18 protein-coding genes, 1 tRNA gene and 1 pseudogene are annotated in these 18,590 nt (G+C 44.5%); 4 read left to right on the top strand and 16 right to left on the bottom strand.

All coding sequences use genetic code 11. The features are described 5' to 3' along the window. Positions 1-67: 67 nt before the first annotated feature. The gene (locus tag AC787_RS26090) at positions 68-769 is read left to right on the top strand and encodes an N-acetylmuramoyl-L-alanine amidase family protein (protein WP_054027869.1); all 702 of its coding nucleotides are present in this window, start codon (positions 68-70) and stop codon (positions 767-769) included. Here AC787_RS26090 and AC787_RS26085 read toward each other — a convergent pair. From AC787_RS26085 to AC787_RS26075, 3 genes are all read right to left on the bottom strand, one after another. Beyond that, on the bottom strand, positions 734-1,633 hold the full coding sequence (locus AC787_RS26085; protein ID WP_235561122.1) for a divergent polysaccharide deacetylase family protein: 900 nt from the start codon (positions 1,631-1,633) through the stop codon (positions 734-736). The two genes, AC787_RS26090 and AC787_RS26085, sit on opposite strands and share 36 nt — an antisense overlap. Positions 1,634-1,789: 156 nt before the next feature. Next, complete coding sequence (locus AC787_RS26080; RefSeq protein ID WP_082361148.1) at positions 1,790-2,212, bottom strand: Rrf2 family transcriptional regulator; 423 nt, start codon at positions 2,210-2,212, stop codon at positions 1,790-1,792. Positions 2,213-2,305: 93 nt separating this feature from the next. Continuing rightward, entirely contained in the window at positions 2,306-2,896 is a 591-nt protein-coding gene (locus tag AC787_RS26075; RefSeq protein WP_054027868.1) for a xanthine phosphoribosyltransferase, read from the bottom strand. 82 nt (positions 2,897-2,978) lie between these two features. On the opposite strand from AC787_RS26075, the gene AC787_RS26070 reads away from it, so the two are divergent. Both AC787_RS26070 and AC787_RS26065 read left to right on the top strand, forming a co-directional pair. Continuing rightward, positions 2,979-3,065 (top strand) — tRNA-Leu (locus AC787_RS26070). Between the two features lie 323 nt (positions 3,066-3,388). Next, positions 3,389-3,997: a transglutaminase-like domain-containing protein gene (locus AC787_RS26065; RefSeq protein WP_054027867.1), complete on the top strand. Its 609-nt coding sequence runs from the start codon at positions 3,389-3,391 to the stop codon at positions 3,995-3,997. Positions 3,998-4,066: 69 nt separating this feature from the next. Here AC787_RS26065 and AC787_RS26060 read toward each other — a convergent pair whose 3' ends face one another. From AC787_RS26060 to AC787_RS26025, 8 genes and pseudogenes are all read right to left on the bottom strand, one after another. Further along, positions 4,067-4,396, bottom strand: coding sequence for a hypothetical protein (locus AC787_RS26060; protein ID WP_054027866.1), 330 nt, complete (start codon positions 4,394-4,396; stop codon positions 4,067-4,069). Positions 4,397-5,109: 713 nt separating this feature from the next. Beyond that, positions 5,110-5,292, bottom strand: a pseudogene (locus AC787_RS35445) (IS3 family transposase); the annotation flags it as partial. Between the two features lie 181 nt (positions 5,293-5,473). After that, complete coding sequence (locus tag AC787_RS26050; RefSeq protein ID WP_054027864.1) at positions 5,474-6,853, bottom strand: ADP-ribosylglycohydrolase family protein; 1,380 nt, start codon at positions 6,851-6,853, stop codon at positions 5,474-5,476. 45 nt (positions 6,854-6,898) lie between these two features. After that, positions 6,899-7,711: an MBL fold metallo-hydrolase gene (locus AC787_RS26045; RefSeq protein WP_054027863.1), complete on the bottom strand. Its 813-nt coding sequence runs from the start codon at positions 7,709-7,711 to the stop codon at positions 6,899-6,901. A gap of 77 nt (positions 7,712-7,788) precedes the next feature. Beyond that, the gene (locus tag AC787_RS26040; RefSeq protein ID WP_054027862.1) at positions 7,789-8,631 is read right to left on the bottom strand and encodes a sugar phosphate isomerase/epimerase family protein; all 843 of its coding nucleotides are present in this window, start codon (positions 8,629-8,631) and stop codon (positions 7,789-7,791) included. A gap of 37 nt (positions 8,632-8,668) precedes the next feature. Continuing rightward, positions 8,669-9,373 (bottom strand): N-acetylmannosamine-6-phosphate 2-epimerase, encoded by a 705-nt coding sequence (locus AC787_RS26035; protein WP_054027861.1) that lies wholly within the window; start codon positions 9,371-9,373, stop codon positions 8,669-8,671. A gap of 36 nt (positions 9,374-9,409) precedes the next feature. After that, the gene (locus tag AC787_RS26030) at positions 9,410-10,369 is read right to left on the bottom strand and encodes a Gfo/Idh/MocA family protein (protein WP_054028200.1); all 960 of its coding nucleotides are present in this window, start codon (positions 10,367-10,369) and stop codon (positions 9,410-9,412) included. 129 nt (positions 10,370-10,498) lie between these two features. Beyond that, a complete protein-coding gene (locus AC787_RS26025) occupies positions 10,499-11,866 on the bottom strand; it encodes an N-acyl-D-glucosamine 2-epimerase (protein ID WP_235561121.1) in 1,368 nt (455 codons plus the stop codon). Positions 11,867-12,118: 252 nt separating this feature from the next. On the opposite strand from AC787_RS26025, the gene AC787_RS26020 reads away from it, so the two are divergent. Further along, positions 12,119-13,657, top strand: a complete 1,539-nt coding sequence (locus AC787_RS26020; protein ID WP_054027860.1) for a DUF4127 family protein — start codon at positions 12,119-12,121, stop codon at positions 13,655-13,657. A gap of 87 nt (positions 13,658-13,744) precedes the next feature. Here the strand turns inward: AC787_RS26020 and AC787_RS26015 are convergent, their stop codons facing one another. The 5 genes from AC787_RS26015 to AC787_RS25995 form a co-directional block, all read right to left on the bottom strand. Then, positions 13,745-14,806: a Gfo/Idh/MocA family protein gene (locus tag AC787_RS26015; protein ID WP_054027859.1), complete on the bottom strand. Its 1,062-nt coding sequence runs from the start codon at positions 14,804-14,806 to the stop codon at positions 13,745-13,747. Beyond that, on the bottom strand, positions 14,803-15,861 hold the full coding sequence (locus AC787_RS26010) for a DUF4855 domain-containing protein (protein WP_054027858.1): 1,059 nt from the start codon (positions 15,859-15,861) through the stop codon (positions 14,803-14,805). The genes AC787_RS26015 and AC787_RS26010 overlap by 4 nt, the downstream gene beginning before the upstream one ends. A gap of 11 nt (positions 15,862-15,872) precedes the next feature. After that, entirely contained in the window at positions 15,873-16,577 is a 705-nt protein-coding gene (locus AC787_RS26005) for an N-acetylmannosamine-6-phosphate 2-epimerase (RefSeq protein ID WP_054027857.1), read from the bottom strand. A 98-nt stretch (positions 16,578-16,675) separates the two neighbouring features. After that, complete coding sequence (locus AC787_RS26000; protein ID WP_082361147.1) at positions 16,676-17,671, bottom strand: carbohydrate ABC transporter permease; 996 nt, start codon at positions 17,669-17,671, stop codon at positions 16,676-16,678. A gap of 15 nt (positions 17,672-17,686) precedes the next feature. Next, positions 17,687-18,589, bottom strand: a complete 903-nt coding sequence (locus AC787_RS25995; protein WP_054027856.1) for a carbohydrate ABC transporter permease — start codon at positions 18,587-18,589, stop codon at positions 17,687-17,689. Between the last annotated feature and the right edge of the window lies 1 nt (position 18,590).

Here is an 18,590-nt window from a genome sequence, read left to right as displayed (position 1 = left end):
ATGCATGAGTTTCCCTCTAAACAGCCACGCTAACCTTATGTCAAAGAAATCTGGAGGAACAATCAGCATGTTTCGTAAAATGGCATTAATCTTTGTTGCAATATGGCTGGCTGCTTCCAGCAGCTCATCCAGCGCTTTTGCATGGCCTCTTCTGCCGGTAGGCTATAATCAGGATTGGGCGCTGCCGTCAACCGTTGTCATCATTGATGCTGGACATGGCGGCATTGACGGGGGAGCTTCAGCGGCTGATATTCTAGAGAAGGACATTAATTTAGCTGTTGCTCGTAAGCTGTATTTCATTTTACGAAGCCATAACATTCCAGCTGTACTTAATCGAACCGGCGATTATGCTCTCAGCGACGATAATCGTTGGCATAATACGCGTTCAAGACATCGTAAGGATTTATCACAGCGCCGCCAATTAACCGATGAAATTGAAAGTGAGTTGCTCATTAGTTTGCATGTAAATTGGTCTAAGAAAAGGATGCAGAAAGGCCCTCTAGTGCTGCATCAGAGTAGCGGTGAAAGCTCATTACTTGCATTTTGCATACAAGATGCGCTCAATCGACAGCAAAATACGGCATTCCTTCCAAGGGAAGGAAAACCGTTTTATTTACTTAGAAAAGTTCAAGATCCTGCTGTTATCGTAGAAATGGGCTTTATTAGCAGCGATCATGATCGTACGATGTTGACAGATCCACAGCGTCAGCAAGAAGTTGCTGAAGCCATTGCCTCAGGAATTCGGCAGTATAAGTGGATCGTTCATTGAGTCTCCGCCAATAAGTGCAGTCAGCTTCACAAATCTCACGCTAGGCTGCATTGCAGGTATGGATTGATGGAGAACCGAGGCTGTATACTTCCCAGGTGCTCCTACATGTCCGATTGTGATGCAGCTAACATGTGACTCCAAATGTTTTCGAAGTACACCGATTTGCTTGGATATATGCTGAACGGTATAAATGTCATCAAGAAATACATCATTGGAAACTGTCGGCACACCCAGCTCTTTGGCTATTTTGGGAACAACCGTTTTGAAGGTAGTCCGGCTATCGAGAAAAAAGAGACCCCGTTCCTTGCATACGCTGAGTACAATTCGCATCATCCGCTCATCTGCTGTTACTTTGGAGCCCATATGATTGTTCATCCCGATTGCATGAGGCACATCGTCAATAGCTTCCTCTACCCGTTTACGAACCTCAGCATCGCTCAGATCAGTCGTAAGCGCCCCAGGGCCCAACCAGCTTTTAAGCCCCTTATTCGGCTCCATCGGCATATGAACAATGACATCGTGGCCAAGTCTATACGCTTCCTCTGCATCCTTCTTAGTCGTTGGCATAAACGGCATAATTGCCGCTGTAATTTTGATCGGAAGCTTCATCATTTCCTCTGTTCCGCTCATATTATTTCCAAAATCATCGATTACGATTGCCACTGGCTTACGTTCATCCACCTGCGCAGCCGCACTTATCTTTGAACTCTGAGCGGATACATTATCGTAGCTGAGCGGACTTCCAACAGCTGCAAGTGTACAAAGTAGTAGGGCAGCCGCAGCTGTTCTAGCTAAATAAAGTCTTTTCTTATTACGAAATTTCCACATTTCTCTTTCCTCAAAAGCATTATGCTGTCTCCTCATTGCTGCACGCACCTCTTCACTGTTTACTATCATTGTTTGTGAAAATGCTGGAAAATATGCGAAGGCTGCAGCTTCTCAGAAAAAACTTTATAACTTCAGTATGTAGAAAAAAAAGAGACCCATTTAGGCCTCTCTTGTGATTAATCCACTCCATTTTTAAAACTTGCTTACAACATCCTGAATAATTTGCTCAAGTGTAATGTTAGCCAGCTTGTTTTCCATCGCCTTCTGCGCTTCATGAAACGCCGTTTCTAGCGAGGACTGAATATTACGGCCAACTGGGCATTCTGGATTGGGCTGCTCATGAATAGCAAACAGCTCGTCTTGTCCGTTGTTATGCACGGCATTGTAAATATCATAAAGAGTAATATCGCTTGCTGGCCTTGTAATCACAGCACCTGCAACTCCTGGGTTTGTAGTAACAAGACCCGCTTTATTTAATAATCCAAGAATACGCCTGATGACAACAGGGTTCGTATTTACGCTGCCAGCGATATAGTCTGATGTCAGTCGTGCTGCCTTATTTGTCTCCAATAACGTCATAATATGAACGGCTACTGCAAACCTATTGCTAGTCAACGCAATCACCACCTGTCAAATTCGATAGCTATTATAGCTTCATTATCCTGTAAGCATTATAGTTACATACAACTTGTATTGTCAATGCTTTGCTTACGAGTGAACAACAGGATGGGGAGCAAAGGATACCTTGCCGCCTGCGAGCGATGCGACTCTTGCCAATGAATGTACGAGATAACCATGTTCGATCAGCTTTTCCCGCCCTGGCTGGAACGCCTTCTCGATCACGATGCCAATTCCAGCTACCGAAGCTCCCGCTTGCTCTACGATACGAGCCAAACCAAGTGCTGCATCGCCGTTCGCTAGAAAATCATCAATAATGAGGACACGATCTTCTGCCGCCAAAAACTTGCGTGAAACCGATACTTCACTTTCCTCTTGTTTAGTGAAGGAATAGATTTTCTCCGTGTAGAGATCGTCCTTAAGTGTTAGCGACTTCCGTTTACGTGCAAATATTAACGGAACATTCATTTGCAGAGCAGCCATAACAGCAGGTGCAATGCCTGAGGATTCAAGCGTAAGTACCTTCGTAATTGCTTGCGCTTCGAAAAGTGAGGTGAAGGTTTGACCTATGGCAAGCATAAGCTGCGGATCTACTTGATGGTTTAAGAACGAATCCACCTTCAATACATTGTCATTGAGGACGATCCCTTCTTGTATAATTTTTTGCTCTAATTGTTCCACAACATTTTCCCCCATTTTTATAAAATATTGTTGACTATTCCAGCTTGCTCATGGTACGATATTTTGTGTTAAAACATGTTTTGCGGTCGTGGCGGAATTGGCAGACGCGCTAGATTCAGGTTCTAGTGGTGTAACAGCCGTGGAGGTTCGAGTCCTCTCGACCGCACCAACTATACACTTTCAAGGGTTTTGGGAAGCCATTGCGCAGGCAAGCTGACCAGAACTCATTTTTGTTTACTTAGACCACTTTCTTTCAGTACGAATGTGCTGACTCAGGAAGTGGTTTTTTGTTGTAAGAACACAAATGAAACATATCGTAATCTTCTTAAGAAATCTCCGTCTATTGTACCATATTACATTTCATTATTCAGTCATTAATACTCCTATGGTTAACTATGGTTAAACGAATTTAGATTTTACTTATTGTATATTAATCCATCTTGATGCATAATAATTCAAATGGTTTAAATCGATGCTGGAGGGTACTTTACAATGAATTTATCATGTGAATCGGATTGTTTAGAAGATTATTTGGAGGAAACAGAACTCATTGATTTCAGTCACCCGACAATCAACGAGAAATCGGCGGAGTTATTTTCCGAATCATTAAATGAAGTCGATTTTATAAAGAATGCTTATGAATTTGTTCGAGACCATATATCTCACTCTTGGGATATTCAAAGCAGCCGAATTACATGTACCGCTTCGGATGTGCTATTTTACAAAGAAGGTATTTGTTACGCCAAATCTAATTTACTATCTGCTCTATTAAGAAGCAAAGGGATTCCAACTGGATTTTGTTATCAACGACTGACAATCGGTGATACACAAGGTACAGGGTATTGCATCCATGCTCTTAATGCCGCTTATATCAAAAGTATTGGAAGATGGATACGCTTTGATGCTCGTGGAAATAAAGCTGGTATTACTGCGGAGTTTTCTTTAACCGAAGAAAAATTGGCTTTTCCTGTACGTCATGAATATAACGAAATAGACTATTTAGAAATATATAAGCAACCTAACTCCAAAACGATCGAAGCACTTAAACAACATACAAACGCTAAACATATGTATCTTACTGGATTGCCAACCAGACTTTAAATTCTCAGAAGCTCGCTAGCTGATGTTCTTTGTTCAACCTTCATTCGAAAATCGCGATAAACAGTTCCATCATTGACTTCTAATCAACTTATTGTCAGCCCAATCAAATAACAAAGGTGAACCTTTTTCTCTTGAATTCCAATTAAGCTTAACTGCTTCCTGAATGATTCCAGCTACTTCTTTTGGTTTTAATAGTTTTAAGTTCAAACCTTCAACGTAAGGAAATTCGACCCAAAAATCATTAATGTCTGATTCGATCTTCACTTCAATTCTTTTTCCTGATACATCCCCATTTTCTACCACTAACAGAATAGTACCTTTTGCTGTTGCCGAAATAATAAACCTATATTCTTCATTTCCAACAACGATTTTCCTAGAGCCTTTTCTAAGTAGTGTCAAATATATCCCTCCTATTAATTGTCTCAATCCATACATCTATCAAAAACTCTTTCGAATTCCTCTTTTTTAATTAAATGTGCAACTACCTCTTCATTGCGATTACGACTACACTCATCTACAAGAGATCAGCAAACCTATACTATATCCTAGAATATCAGTCTAACAATTCCACAAGTCCCTTTTCTTCTAATATACAACAAACCCAACACCTACACGGTATTGGGTTTGTTACTCAGCTATTCTAAATGGTTTCAATCTCATAGCCATTTGGAGTACATAAACTATGATGTTGAATTCATTGCCTTATTATTAATTCGCCATCTATTTTTACACTCGTCTTTATTTTTGGTTTACTCACTGATGGAACTTCAATCGAATAATTCGAATGCAATTCTTTCACCGAATGACAAATTATACAGCTCTTTCATGATGAAATCCGTGTTTTTTTGTAAATTTATTTCTTGAATTTAGCTTTAATCAGTACTATTACTCCACCAATAAAAATTCCAACAATTGCCCACGCTGCAATAAATAATATCGAATCCATGATGTACGCCCCTTAGTTGTTACTTTTTTAGAGAATAAAATCAGACATTTATTTCACTTCAAACAATTATACGATGGAATAGGTAATTTGTCTCGGATTTGTAATTCTAAATGAATCTTTTAGTGATACACTCTATAACCTTATCTCTTATAAAACTAGGTAATACTCACCCGTTCAACCTCTTTAGACATAAAAAAAGCCACTCTCTCGAGTGAAGTGACCCCTTAAAGTTAGACAGATTATCGTAATAGTCGATATATGTAGAGAGCTCTTGTTTAAAATGCTCAATACTTTCAAATTCCTTTAAGTACAGAAATTCAGATTTCATAATCCCAAAGAAATTCTTAATGGTTTTCAAGCTGTCTGATCCCTTTTGATAACGTATAACAGCATGTATTTTTCCATCTGTACTGAACCTGGTCATAGAAAAACTGCACCTCCAATTGTTAGATGGTGTCTAACAATTGGGGTGCAGTTCAAAACGGTATTGGGTTTGTATGATCAGAATCTTTCAATGAGTACCTACTCCATCACTTCAAATAAGGATTATTTTCAATCAGCTTCATCGTTCGCTCTGCCAAATGGGAAAGAGACACGATTCCGAACCCGTCTACTCCTGAACGGATTTTATCGTTTAGCGGCTTCACCCATTTCTCCGGCAGACTACGCGCTCCTTTTTGCATACCTACAATAGATCCTGCGGTAGCCGCATTGCAATCCGTGTCAAAGCCCGAAATGATTGCCAAACCTATCGTTGCTTCCAGCTCTCCTTCACCATACAGCAGCGAAGCGGCCACGATCATCGCATTTGAGAGGGTATGACACCAGTGATGGGGATTACTTTCGTCATATTTCTGGTGGATACGCTCTACTACAGTATCGAAGTTCACATTCTCTTCGTACCAGTTCAATACCGACCGAATATCCTCAGCAAGTCTACAATTCGCAGGAATTTGACCGAGCCCGGCTTTAATAACATCCTGCCTATTATCCGTCACCGCAGCCATTGCCAGCATAGCCGCCGTCCACATAGCACCGTAGATGCCATTTTTCACATGTGAGATTGAAGCGTCTCTCCAAGCCATTTCAGCTGCTTTCGCTGGGTTTCCTGGATTAATGTAGCCATACAAGTCAACTCGGATTTGAGCACCAATCCACTCCCGATAGACATTGCGATATGTAGCTGAAAGTGGTGGATCCAACCGATTAGCTAGATTCCGGTAGGCAATTCGTTCAGCTGTGCAGGTGCGCAGCAGCGGCAAGAGGTTTAGCCAAGACTCCGCTACATCGTCAGGAGAGAAATCATAGCCGTATTTTTCCACGACAGCAAGGCCAATAATTGTGTAGTTCATATCATCGTCCTCAACCATATGCTTCACATTATTAATCCAGCTTACGCACTCGTTGCCATACGACCCTCCCTCATTAATGACGCCGTACTTTTTGGCAATCTCAGGGTCAATTTCGGATGAAATATAATAATGAACGGGAAGATTGCCTGTCTCCCTTAACAAACCCATAATTCGTTCCTTACTCCAGCCTTCTATTGGCTGACCAAGTAAACAGCCTGCGGAACGACCAAGCCATGCACCATACATTTTATCCGCTAAATCTTCATATGGAATAGACTGAACTGCCGAAAGTTCTGCTGCCGATCGTTCCATTAAAATTTCCGGCAGGTTCGAAGGCTCAACAAACGAGAAGTCAGCTCTTAAGGGCTGCTTCCCCATTTCGTCTATATAAGTCGCTGCCATTTCTTCACGCTGGGGATCATTCCACTGCATCAAGACCAGCTTCTCATACTTAGCAGCCAATTCTGCACTGATGTTTTTCCCCTCGTCAATCGCCTGCTGTCTCTCAATTTCAACATGATGGCTGTATTGTAAGTAATACTGTTCGGAAGCTTTCATGAACTGCAATCACTCCATTCAGGCCGCTGCATCCAGGGACCCGTATTATAGCTGCAAAATCATCCCATCAAAAGCAACGATGATGTCTTCTTGATCAAAAAACTGCGTAAGATCGTCGTGCAGCAGTCCAATATTGTGAGAGAAATGTGTAACCACAACCTTACCATCCTGGCTGAGAATTCCATTGCTGCGTAACCGATTCCTAATCTCCAGAACCGCCTCAATATTAAGATGCCCGCCTGTAAATGGCAAATGACCGTTCGTACAATCCAAGATGGCGAGGTCCACGCTCGTCTGTTCCAGCCATCGCCATGTTTCTTCAGGAAGAAGGCCGGTATCGTGCCCATAAAAAATACGCTTCCCATCCTTTTCGATCAGAAAGAGCAGACAAGTTTCATCCGGGTCATGGTAAGCCGGCAGCGCCGTTACCTTTGCATTTCCGGTATCGACGGTTTCGAACGGTACGATCTTTCGCAGCACCATTCGCTCCGCATCAGGTCTTCCAACAGCATCTCGGCACTTGCGAATAACGGCATCGTGTCCATAAACATGCAGAGGAACATCCAATCCATGGGCATAAACAGGCATCCGCATCTCCAAATCTTCTGCACGAAGATGGTCCAGATGCGTGTGGGTAATGAACAAATCCTTCACCAAACCCAAATCGATGCCGTCACGCAGCACATGATGAAGCGTATCTGGCGGAAAATCAACCTTCAGTACGCCATCAATAAGGACTGAGCTTCTCGTTCTCACGTTCTTGCCGCCAAGCGCTCTTGCCTTCAAACAATGGACGCAGCGGCAAAACATTGCGGGAAAACCTTCCGCAGCAGCTGTCCCCAGAAAATGCACGTTCACGTTGTATCTCCTTTCACATGTTCTCGAGTTTGGTCATCGTCCGAACCAACTAACTATCCTTACGATTTCTTGTATGCCTAAAGGGCAGCCACGATATCCGTTACATAATTAACCGCTTCTATAGAACCAAGTTTAGGTTCTTCTTCACCTTCGAACTCTACGGTGAGCCACCCGTCGAAGCCTGATTTATTCAATTCACCAAAAATATATTGCAAATCGACCGCGCCTTCTCCGGCAATCTTCCCTAGAAACAGCTCTCCCGTTAAGGCGCGAGTTACACCTCCAGGCGTGCCTTCCGGCACCGGTAAAAAATCCTTCACATGCACATGCCCAACATAATCTTTCAGCTCATCAATCGCATCACTTGAGCTTTGGCCAACGAGCAGGAAATTGCCGGTGTCGAACGTACTTCGCAGCGCATGTGAATTAACCTTTTGAATGATAGCCATAACCTGATCGCTGCGTCCGGCGAATAAGCCGTGGTTTTCCAAACAAAGTGTTACACCCTTCTGTTCGGCATATTGAGCCGCAGCACTTAATCCATCAATAACGAATTGCATCCCCTGCTCAAACGATATCGAGTCATTCGGCAAATCCCCTGAGAATACACGGACTACCTTGGCTCCAAAATGAACAGCCGCGTCGACAGCATCCGTTACTTCTTTTACCTGTGCTTGCCTCTCCGAATCATCTGCTACAACAAAATTATTGCATGCGCTGAAGCAAGCAACCTTCAAGTCATATTTTTGCAGCGCTTTATCTATTAACGGGATATCCCTCTCCTTTTCCTTCCAAAAACAACTGAGCAGTTCCACTCCCTTTACGCCTGTCTCGGAAGCAAATGCAAGAAAATCAACGGTATCCCATTTTCCCTCATACCAATATTTATGCACGCTCCACATACTCAAACTTACGTTCAAAACAATCACGCTCCTCATGGGAAATTAGATGTCCGCGTCAGTATTTTGTGACTGCCACTCTACGAATATTTTGTACGTATCGTTTGACGATTTCCTGCGGTCTCGTAATGGCCGTACCTACGACTACAGCATAAGCGCCAACGTCAAAGCTGTTTAAGCATTGCTCAATGTTCCACAGCCTGCCTTCAGCGAGCACGGGGACCTTTCCTAACCGAGCCAGCTTTCGAACTAGCTCAATATCAGGCGCATCCTGCTGCGGACTGTGTGGTGTATAACCGGACATCGTTGTAGATACAAGATCCACACCTAGAGAAATCGCATTAACCCCTTCTTCATAGATCGATACATCAGCGACAATTGGAATTTGTGGGAACGTGGTGCGAATTTGACTGATGAGATCATCCAAGCTTTGATTTCCCGGCCTCGGCAATCGCGTGCAGTCCACAGCGACGAAATTAGCGCCAGCTTCTACTATTTCCGTAACCTCATCCATCGTAGGTGTAATGTATATAGCCGAATCTTCGTAATGCTTTTTAAATAAACCGATGATAGGCAGTGAGCATTTTCGTTTCATTTCACGAATATCCTCTGGTGTATTTGCCCGAATCGCCGCAGCTCCCCCTTCTTCGGCCGCCACAGCCATAGCCGCCATGTTGCGAGAACCGTATAAAGGCTCATTCGGGAGTGCCTGACAGGATAAAATGAATCCATCCTTCAGGTCTGAGATCAGTTTCTGCTTCATTGATCCACCTGCTTTATCGTTATGGAATGTACCGGGTCAAACTTGATAATCAGCTGATCGGTAGATCGCCTCTGTCAATTGGATAACCTTCCTGGCATAATCTCCCGAAACCAATATCTCATGTTCGCCCCTGATCGCATCAATAAAGCTTTTATCCTGATTCGTTGTTTGAGCTGGCAGCTTAACCTGCAGAACACCATCCTTATACGTTGAAACTTCGATCCTGCCGTTCTCGAGATAGATGACGCCTAAATCACCACAGAAAGAATAAAACTCCTTAAAACCTGGTACAAAACCAACGATGTTCAGTGCAGCAACTGCTCCCTCTTCAAAACGAATGCTCGTAAAAGAATCGATTTCAACCGGTGCTCCATGGGTGCTGAGCGTCGACTTCACTTCAAGCGGCGTAAGCCCAGTCGTCCATAGCAGAACGTCAATGATATGACTGCCTGAATCCATTAGCATACCGCCTCCGGAAAGAGCGGCATTTTGTCTCCATGTGCCTGTTTGACTTCTCTTCCAATCCTGATAGAGCGTCGCATTAATAGAGCTTAGCTTGCCAATTACGCCATCTGCGATCGCTTGGCGAATATAGATGAACTCCGGTTGAAAATGTCTTTGATAGGAAACCTGAAGCAACCTCGAATTTGCCTCTGCAGCGTTTATTAATTGTTCTGCTTCTTGGGAAGAGCAGGTCATCGGCTTCTCAATCAATACATGGCAGCCTGCGTTCAATACATCAAATGCTTGGGTAAAATGGAGTGTATGCGGTGAGCATATAATGACGGCATCCAAGCCGCCTTCTTCTAGCATTTCTTTATGGCCTGAGTATCGGCGGACATTGGTCAAGTTAAACGAGGTTAGAAATTGCAAAGCAGACTGCTCGTTCGGTTCCGCAACTGCGACGATATTCACACCCTCAAGCGCTTGCATCTGACCTGCATGAAGATGTGCGATACCGCCAGTACCTATAAAACCAATATTAATCGTTTGCATATAATCATTTTCACTCCCCATGAGTAATGATAGCTGCGTACTGATCTCAACGAATCTCCAAATCATATTTCAAAACGATATCGCTCCATATCGACAATAATGACTTGGTGTGCCCATCCCATTTCATGATCAATACGCTCCTGGAATGGACATTCTCGTCCCATATGGAATCACATTTGCTGGTTTGTCTTTAAATAACCATCGTTCAGGTGTATCACGAATATCACTTAGCTCGAGCACAAAAGGAGCTTCAGGAAGCTGTTCCGATCGAAGCATAACCCTGTTTCCGTCAACTGCAATGAGATCCCACGCCATGAGCATAGAAGCGCCATTGTTCCAAATCTTGTAGCAGGAATCATTCATGGCCGAATATTCGTCGATACGTTTGTTGAATGAAATAACGATCTCACTGCTGCTTATTCGTTCCGCAAGCATGGGAAACGGCTTTTCTTCATATATATATCCGCCTGTATGATATTCATAAGCTGTCCATGATGCATATCCAAGTGAAAAAGCTGTTTGGCTGAAAGTCTTCAGCCATTCTCCGCCTTTAATCATGTGTTGCGCCGAACCGATATCGGCCTGAACGGCTAATGGTAGATCGGGAAACCGTTCCCTGATCTGCTCGACAAAAGGCTGGTAGTTTTTAACATAATCAGCTGAAAGGTCTCCCCGAAGCCAATCGGGCCAATGCGTTTGCAAAAAATGTATATCCGGCTGAGCGCTCTCAATCATCGATGGAGCATGAAGACCTTGGTCCTCACGGAGACGCTCAAGGCTGTCCTGTCCTGCATGGATTGCAAGCGACCAAGTTGCGACAGCAATATCCGGCCTGACCTCACGAACGCCCCCTTTCCCATTGATCATTTCATTTATAAATCCGTTGACTGCTTCTACGCGGAAATCAATCCATTTGTTGTACGTTTGAAGGTCCCGAAGGTAATAGTTAGGAGCAGCAGTGTTTGTAAATTCAGGCATATCCATGCCGTAACGCGAACGAAATGCGGACTCAGCAAGCGGTCCAACATCACCGTAAATACCTCTTTGAATCCCGCCCCACTCCGGAAAATACGGCTCGGCTATTTCAATCCCATCAAAGGGATAATCCGTCACCAGCTTAGCCATCGCTGATTTCTTCCATTGCACGTAGCCTTCGCTAAATGGGGAGAGCCGCCAGAAGCCGTCACTCGGTTCCTTAAGCAGCTTCATCTGCCAAGAGGGCCATTCCTCAGGAAATCTTTCGGTAGAGAATGTGCCGTTTCCGATCACCATTGCCCACACCGGAATCCCTTTTTGACGGAACGCCTGCAGCAAATCTTTCTGTATGACGTGTTCATTTACGACAAAATAATGGACGCTTTGATACCCAGCAAGCATAATTTCTTCAACAATGCTCTCTGGTGACCTTTGCTGATAATAGGGAAATGAGGGATCGATCTGGATGCTAGGACCAAAAATTGCTTTGTTCCGAAATGAGTCCTTAAACAACGTAGACAACCATTTATACCTCCTTTTTCCAATTTCACTTGTAGTGTACCACCATTTTAGTCATAACGGAATTATTATTTATTTATTATGAATATTTAGAATATTTACTCCTATCTATGAAAGATTGGCGCTATCCGATTTTTATGAATCATTTAGAGCAAATATCCTTTTTAGATATTTTTTATAAAAAAATATTCCATTAGATCAGCTTGTTGTATAATAGATATAATTCATCATCTATCCATAAATGGAGGTCATTGTATGAGTAAAGTCGTTTACCTTCCGCTAGACGAACGTCCTTGCAATGCGAAATTTCCACAAATGATAGCCGCTATCAGCGATCTCTCGCTCGTTGCTCCACCACAAGAATGGCTAGGGAGAAAAAAACAACCCGCCCGTTTTGAAGTGATCCACGATTGGCTGCTGCAGCAATCTGCAAATGCCGATTACTTGATTCTTTCGGTCGATATGCTCGTTTACGGCGGAATTGTTCCTTCCCGTCTGCATCAATTGTCACTTCAAGTATGCGCTGAACGACTCCGTCTGCTTGAGAAGTTGAAGCAAAATAACCCTACTCTCCGCATCTATGCTTTCAATTTAATTATGAGAGCCCCAGCTTACAACAGCAGCGATGAGGAACCTGATTACTACGCACATTATGGACACTCTATCTATCGGTATGGCTGGTTAAAAGACAAACAGACTTCTGAGCTGCTAAACGATGAAGAACAAAACGAATGGCATCAGCTTCAAACAAATATACCAAGCGCCGTTCTAGAAGATTTTCTTCAGCGCAGAGAAACCAACTCTCTAATAAATGAGCATATAGTCAAGTTGGTACAATCCGGCATCATCGATCATCTTGTCATTCCTCTGGACGATAATTCGAAATACGGCTTCAGTCCGATGGAGCAGCGCAAGCTTCTCATCACGGTAGAGCAGTACAATCTCATGGACAACGTGCTCATCTACCCTGGGGCTGACGAAATAGGAAGCATTTTATTCGCCAAGGTGTTTTGCACGATCAAAAAATACCAACCGGAAGTTTTCGTCCGTTATTCCTCTACACTCGGACCAACCATCATTCCAAAATACGAGGATCGCTCTCTGAATGAAAGCATAAAATCTCACTTAACCTCTGGAGGCGCCTTCATGGGAGATTCCTCTATGGCAGCCGATTTTGTACTCATGGTTCACTCCCCTCCTGTGTCTTCGCATGATGTGGCCGAATCGCCAAATTTATATCGTGATCGTCACCGTTCTTATTTCTCTGAGGTACATATAGCTGAATTTGTTACAGCAATTGAAGCGATTGCGAGCAAGGGTCAAATGGTCGCGTTAGCGGATGTCGCTTCATGCAACGGTGCCGATAATAGTCTTTTAAAGCTTCTATCCAAAAAGAACCTGATTTCACGCCTCTCTGCGTTCGCCGGCTGGAATACGTCTGGCAATACACTCGGAACAGTCATATCGCATGCCATTATTGCTTCCTACTATCGCAAAGAAAATAATAACCTAGAGTTGAGCAAGCAAATGAGCGCGTATTTCATGCTCTATCGATTAATTGAAGATTGGGGCTATCAGACAATCGTAAGACAGGAAGTAGCTAGTCACTTGCCAGAGCTAGGAGCAAACTATTTCGATGTAAGCCATGTAAGGGAGCATGTTTCTCAGCTCATCACCCAGAAGCTGCAGCGCTTCTGCAATGATTATTTAGCAGAACTGACTGAGGGCAACATTAACGAATTAAAAGCCGATCTTCCTTGGAACAGGATGTTTGAGGTCGATTTGACCTTATAACAAACCACTCCCTTGCGATTAACATAAGAAGTAAAAATGCTGTTCCTGGGCATCCACCCGACGGAACAGCATTTTTAATTAAGAAGCTCAGCTGAACTGAATTTCCTTCCCCTTCTCAGCTGATTCGTAAATTCCACACAGCATTTTCATCACCTCGAGACCATCCTGGACAGGACTAAGCGTCTCTTTTCTACCGAGGCAGCTATCGATGAAATGGTTAATTTCATTTTGGAATCCGCTTGCGAAATCAAAGCCCAGCTGGTCGACCTGCGGCGTAATGTTCAGAATCGTATCATGTTTCTCCGCAACGATGAATAACTCCGGCTCTATTTCCGCTCCGCCCTTGTCACCATAAATTTTGACGGTAATCTCATCCTGCTTTGCATGCAGCGTAAAGCTTACGTCGACCAGAAGCGATGCCCCGTTCTCGAAACGGATAAGCGCGTTCGCCAGATCCTCTACTGTGTTTTTGCTAGAATCATAGTCGGAGGCTTTGTAAAAAGATAGATTCTGGATATTCGCCCTATTTCCAAGCTGATGATAGGTATTGCCGCTGATCGACTTCACCTTTGGCTTGCCCATCAAATACCAGCATAAATCAATGATGTGTACACCGAGATCGATTAGCGGTCCGCCGCCAGAACGTTCCTTGTCGGAGAACCAACCACCCGGGTTTCCTAACCTTCGCAAACAAGTCGCTTTCGCATAATAAATGTTGCCGAGCTCACCGGCGCTAATGAAACGCTGCAAAACGTCCGTATTCGAGCCGTAACGCCTCACGAAGCCGACCTGTAATACCTTGCCGCTTTTTTTCACCGCCTGCTCTACACGTTCTGCTTCTGCAACGGTTTTGCACAGCGGCTTCTCCACAAGTACATGTTTGCCGGACTCTACGGCGGCAATGCTAATTTCAGCATGCGAATTGTTCCAGGTGCAGATGCTTACTGCATCGATTGCTGGATCAGCAAGCAGCTCGCGGTAATCAGTGAACACCTTTTGTGCTCCGAATCTACTCGCTTTAATTTGGGCCCGCTCCTCATTTAAATCGCAAATGGCATACAGGTTGACTTCCGGATTGCCTGCATACGCATTAAGATGGACCTCCGAGATTGAACCTGCCCCGATCACGCCAATATTTACTTTTGTCATCGTTTATAACGCCCCTTTATAAATTGATAAGTGCAATCGTAAATGTCCCTTTTCTCTGGTTCGGTCGCGTATGCTGCATCAAAGAGAAGTCTGACGTCTTGATAAAAACCTTTAAATACATCCTCGCTATAACCATATCTCGCTCCACCTTCCAAATAATTCGCATATTTGGCGCGGAAATCACCGCTGCTCTCAAAAACCTTATAATCGACCTCGATCTCTACGCCCATGCCGGCTTGTTTGGCCATATTGGCTGCTATTCCGACTCTTGACTCGCCCGTTTTCGAAAAAAAGTGATTAGGCTGCATCGCCGCCGCATCAAATCCTAGCTCCTTCCATTTCCAATACAAGCTGGCCCTGTAGTATGGAATCCAGAAAAACTTAAGACCTCTCGCGCGAACCTGATCTCCTGTCCAGCCAATCAGCCCTTCCTCGTAGGGAACACTCGTATTCACCGCTTCATTCATCCAATATAGCGCCTTCAGCTCTAGAAATGGCAATTCAGCTTTCTCCCAGCGTTCTAGCAATTGCCCAATATACCACGCAAGCGCTAATTGTTTATTTCGAGTTGCTTCCACTGCTGAAACAATCGTATGATCGAAGCAAAGCGGCTTGTTGTCATCGCCCAAAGTTCCAAAGTTCTGCTGGTTTGGAGCCGGATATGGAATCATAAGTACAACCTTCATTTTATGCTCCGGATCTCCTAGCTCAAGGGCAACCTCCTCCATTGCTTCATTTAACGCCGACAAATCGCCCGTTTCAGCAAAGGTCTTATCCAAATACCACTGCCAATCCTCTTGATCGTTTGGATGCTCCTCCGATTCCTCATATCCGTTCAAGGAATGTGACCACTTGGCCAGAAACAATGCCCCGTCAAACAGCCATTCGAGCGGCTTGCCTTCAGCATCGACGTAACTGATATACGGAATAAAATGCTCTTTCCTCCAGATGCCCGCATGGCTTTCATAATGACCGTTATAAAACAACATCAGATTGTTTATTCCCGCAGTTTGTTCCCCCGAACGGAGAAATGATCCGCTATCCGATTGCTCCATATCGCTTCCTCCTAATACAAACCCTGCTTTTTTGTTTTGATGCTCGATACAAAACGTCTGACAACCTCTTGCGGCCTTGTGATAGCTGTTCCGATCACGACAGCATGTGCGCCAGCTTCGAAGCAGCGCAGGCAATCCTCGATCGTCCATACTCTTCCTTCTGCGAAAACCGGTGTCTGACCAAGCGCAGCTAATTTACCGATCAACTCAAAATCGGGGGTTTGCAGCTTCGGACTTTGGGGCGTGTATCCCGACATCGTCGTAGAGACGACATCTACCCCGAGCTTCATAGCTGACACGCCTTCCTCGAAGTTAGAAATATCCGCCATGATAGGCGTATTAGGGAAGTTATTGCGGATTTCGGCAATGACATGATCCAGCTTCTCGTTTCCCGGCCTCATCATGGAGGTGCTGTCTATTGCCACGATATCTGCACCTGCCCGAATCACTTCCCCAACCTCTCGCAAGGTTGGGGTAATGTATACGTCGCTATCGGGGTAATGTTTTTTATACAGACCGATAACCGGAATCTTGCATTTGTATTTAATAGCGGAAATATCCTGCGGCGTGTTGGCACGTATGGCTGATGCCCCTCCCGATTCCGCCGCCGCAGCCATCGCAGCCATAATATCGGAGCCGTACAAGGGTTCATGCTCAAGCGCCTGACAGGAAACGATAAAACCTTTTTGAAGTCCGGCAATTAATGGTTTGATCATAGGGTCACCTGCTTATCCATGAGCCCCTCGAAATCTACTCCTATGGCATCTTTCATTGCAGAACCCCCCAATCGTTAGTACGGTTGCCCGAATAATCGCTAGCCTACCAATCCCGTGCGCTCTACGCTTTCAACGAAGTATCTTTGTGCGAATAAATAAAGAATGAAGATCGGTAAAATGCCGAGCAGTGTTCCCGTGTTCAAATATAGAGAGGTATGAGAAATACCTCCGACATATTCGGGACGAACAGCGCCTGGCAGCAAATCAAGCATTCTTGCGAGAAGCGTGTAATTCGGCGCGAAGAGATTTACAAAGTAGCTGTCATTCCACTGCCAAATGAATGAAAATAGCATAACCGTAGCAATTGCGGGAACCGCATTTGGCAGCATGACCCTTACAAAGGTACCTGGAATGCCCGCACCGTCCACATAAGCGGCTTCCTCTAAGTCCTTCGGCAGCGAGCGGAAAAATTGACGGAAAATATAAATATACAGCCCGTTTTTCAAGCCCATTGCAAGCCCCGAAGAAATAAAGAAGGGCCAAAAGCTCTCCAGCAGGTTCACGCCGTCTTTTCCTGTAAACAGCTGGTATAGTCCAAAAACATCGAAAAAGCGGTAATGCAAGTAGGTTGGAACCATAATCGTTTGGGGCGGAACGACGATTGTGAAGATGACGACTCCGAACAGAATTGCGCTGCCGCGGAACTTAAGCCTTGCAAAGCCATAACCGGCAAGTGCGCAAGAGGCTAATTGAAGCAGCGATGTCCCAAGGCTAAGCAGCAGTGTGTTCGTGACGGACTCCGAATATTTAAGATAACCCATGACGGTTTTGATGTTTTCCAGTGTAAAATGCCGGGGCAGCCACACGACGGTTGCATCGAACATATCCTGCTTGTCGCGCAAAGCGATAGACAGCTTCGTAATGATAGGGTACACAATGATAAAGCAAATCCCAACGATGAGTACGGTACGGATGAACACCCAAAGCCAATGTTTCGCTTTCTCAACAGGGCTATGGCGATCGTACCAGCTCGTAACTGCCCGCGCTAAGGCAGAGTCAGAGATGCGCCTCTTTACCTTCGTCTCAGCTTCCATATCTCTTCCTCCTTGTTAGTCATAGTAGAATACGCGTTTAGAAATCAGATACGTAGATACGACCAGAATGATTGATATGACAAGAAAGTATATCCATGACATCGCCGAGCTGACGCCAAAATCCAATCTTCCGAAAGCCGCGTCCTGTATCATTTGCGTCATATTATTGTCATAGAAGGAATCAATAATGGTATACACCACATTCGTCAAAATGAGCGGTGATATCATCGGAAACGTTATTTTCCAGAACGCTTCATACCCCGTAGCCCCTTCCATCTTCGCTGCTTCATAGAGAGAAGGTGAGATCGACTGCAAACCAGCAAGAAAAATTAAAATCTGAACGCCAGACGAGCTGATGATTTGGTAAATACGGTCCACGGCACTCGTCAAATACTCTACAATGTCCCTGCTAAGACCTGCTTGGAACAGCAGCGGCCTAAGCTCAATGCTTCGCAGTCCCGAATAGTTGCCCTCCATGTCGTTTGAAGCAGAACCGATCATTTGAGCTAGAAAATTACCGTTATCAAGCTTAGCTATAACCCCTGAGGCTAACACGACAGGAAGGAATATTATCGCCCTGGCAAGCATTCTCCCTCTGAATTTCTGCACCAATAGTGTTGCTGTAAATAAACTGAAAAAAATTATGAGCGGCACGTTTAATGCCATCACCGTAACGGCCTCCGTTAAGGTACGAACGTACCACGCGTCAACGAAAAAGATGTTGCGATAGTTTTCAAGGCCGACGTATTGAAGCGAATAGCCCTCCGCATTAAGCGTCAGCTTATGGAAGCTGAATTGAAGCGACTGGACAAATGGGATGACCATTAGCAGCACGAATCCAAGCAGCCAAGGGGTTACGAACAACACGCCGTAAATTTCCTTTTTGCGCTCCAAGCTGAGTGTTCGTCTCTTCGACATC

The organism is Bacillus sp. FJAT-28004 (assembly GCF_001280845.1).
In the GTDB taxonomy this organism is placed as follows: Bacteria; Bacillota; Bacilli; order Paenibacillales; family Paenibacillaceae; genus Pristimantibacillus.
This window is presented reverse-complemented; position numbering and strand designations above follow the sequence as displayed.

Coding starts and splice junctions, on each gene's coding strand:
- AC787_RS26030 (WP_054028200.1), bottom strand. CDS start 10,369: ATGCAAACGATTAATATTGGTTTTATAGGTACTGGCGGTATCGCACAT.
- AC787_RS26035 (WP_054027861.1), bottom strand. CDS start 9,373: ATGAAGCAGAAACTGATCTCAGACCTGAAGGATGGATTCATTTTATCC.
- AC787_RS26020 (WP_054027860.1), top strand. CDS start 12,119: ATGAGTAAAGTCGTTTACCTTCCGCTAGACGAACGTCCTTGCAATGCG.
- AC787_RS26015 (WP_054027859.1), bottom strand. CDS start 14,806: ATGACAAAAGTAAATATTGGCGTGATCGGGGCAGGTTCAATCTCGGAG.
- AC787_RS25995 (WP_054027856.1), bottom strand. CDS start 18,589: ATGTCGAAGAGACGAACACTCAGCTTGGAGCGCAAAAAGGAAATTTAC.
- AC787_RS26065 (WP_054027867.1), top strand. CDS start 3,389: ATGAATTTATCATGTGAATCGGATTGTTTAGAAGATTATTTGGAGGAA.
- AC787_RS26000 (WP_082361147.1), bottom strand. CDS start 17,671: ATGGAAGCTGAGACGAAGGTAAAGAGGCGCATCTCTGACTCTGCCTTA.
- AC787_RS26010 (WP_054027858.1), bottom strand. CDS start 15,861: ATGGAGCAATCGGATAGCGGATCATTTCTCCGTTCGGGGGAACAAACT.
- AC787_RS26085 (WP_235561122.1), bottom strand. CDS start 1,633: ATGAGGAGACAGCATAATGCTTTTGAGGAAAGAGAAATGTGGAAATTT.
- AC787_RS26090 (WP_054027869.1), top strand. CDS start 68: ATGTTTCGTAAAATGGCATTAATCTTTGTTGCAATATGGCTGGCTGCT.
- AC787_RS26005 (WP_054027857.1), bottom strand. CDS start 16,577: ATGATCAAACCATTAATTGCCGGACTTCAAAAAGGTTTTATCGTTTCC.
- AC787_RS26050 (WP_054027864.1), bottom strand. CDS start 6,853: ATGAAAGCTTCCGAACAGTATTACTTACAATACAGCCATCATGTTGAA.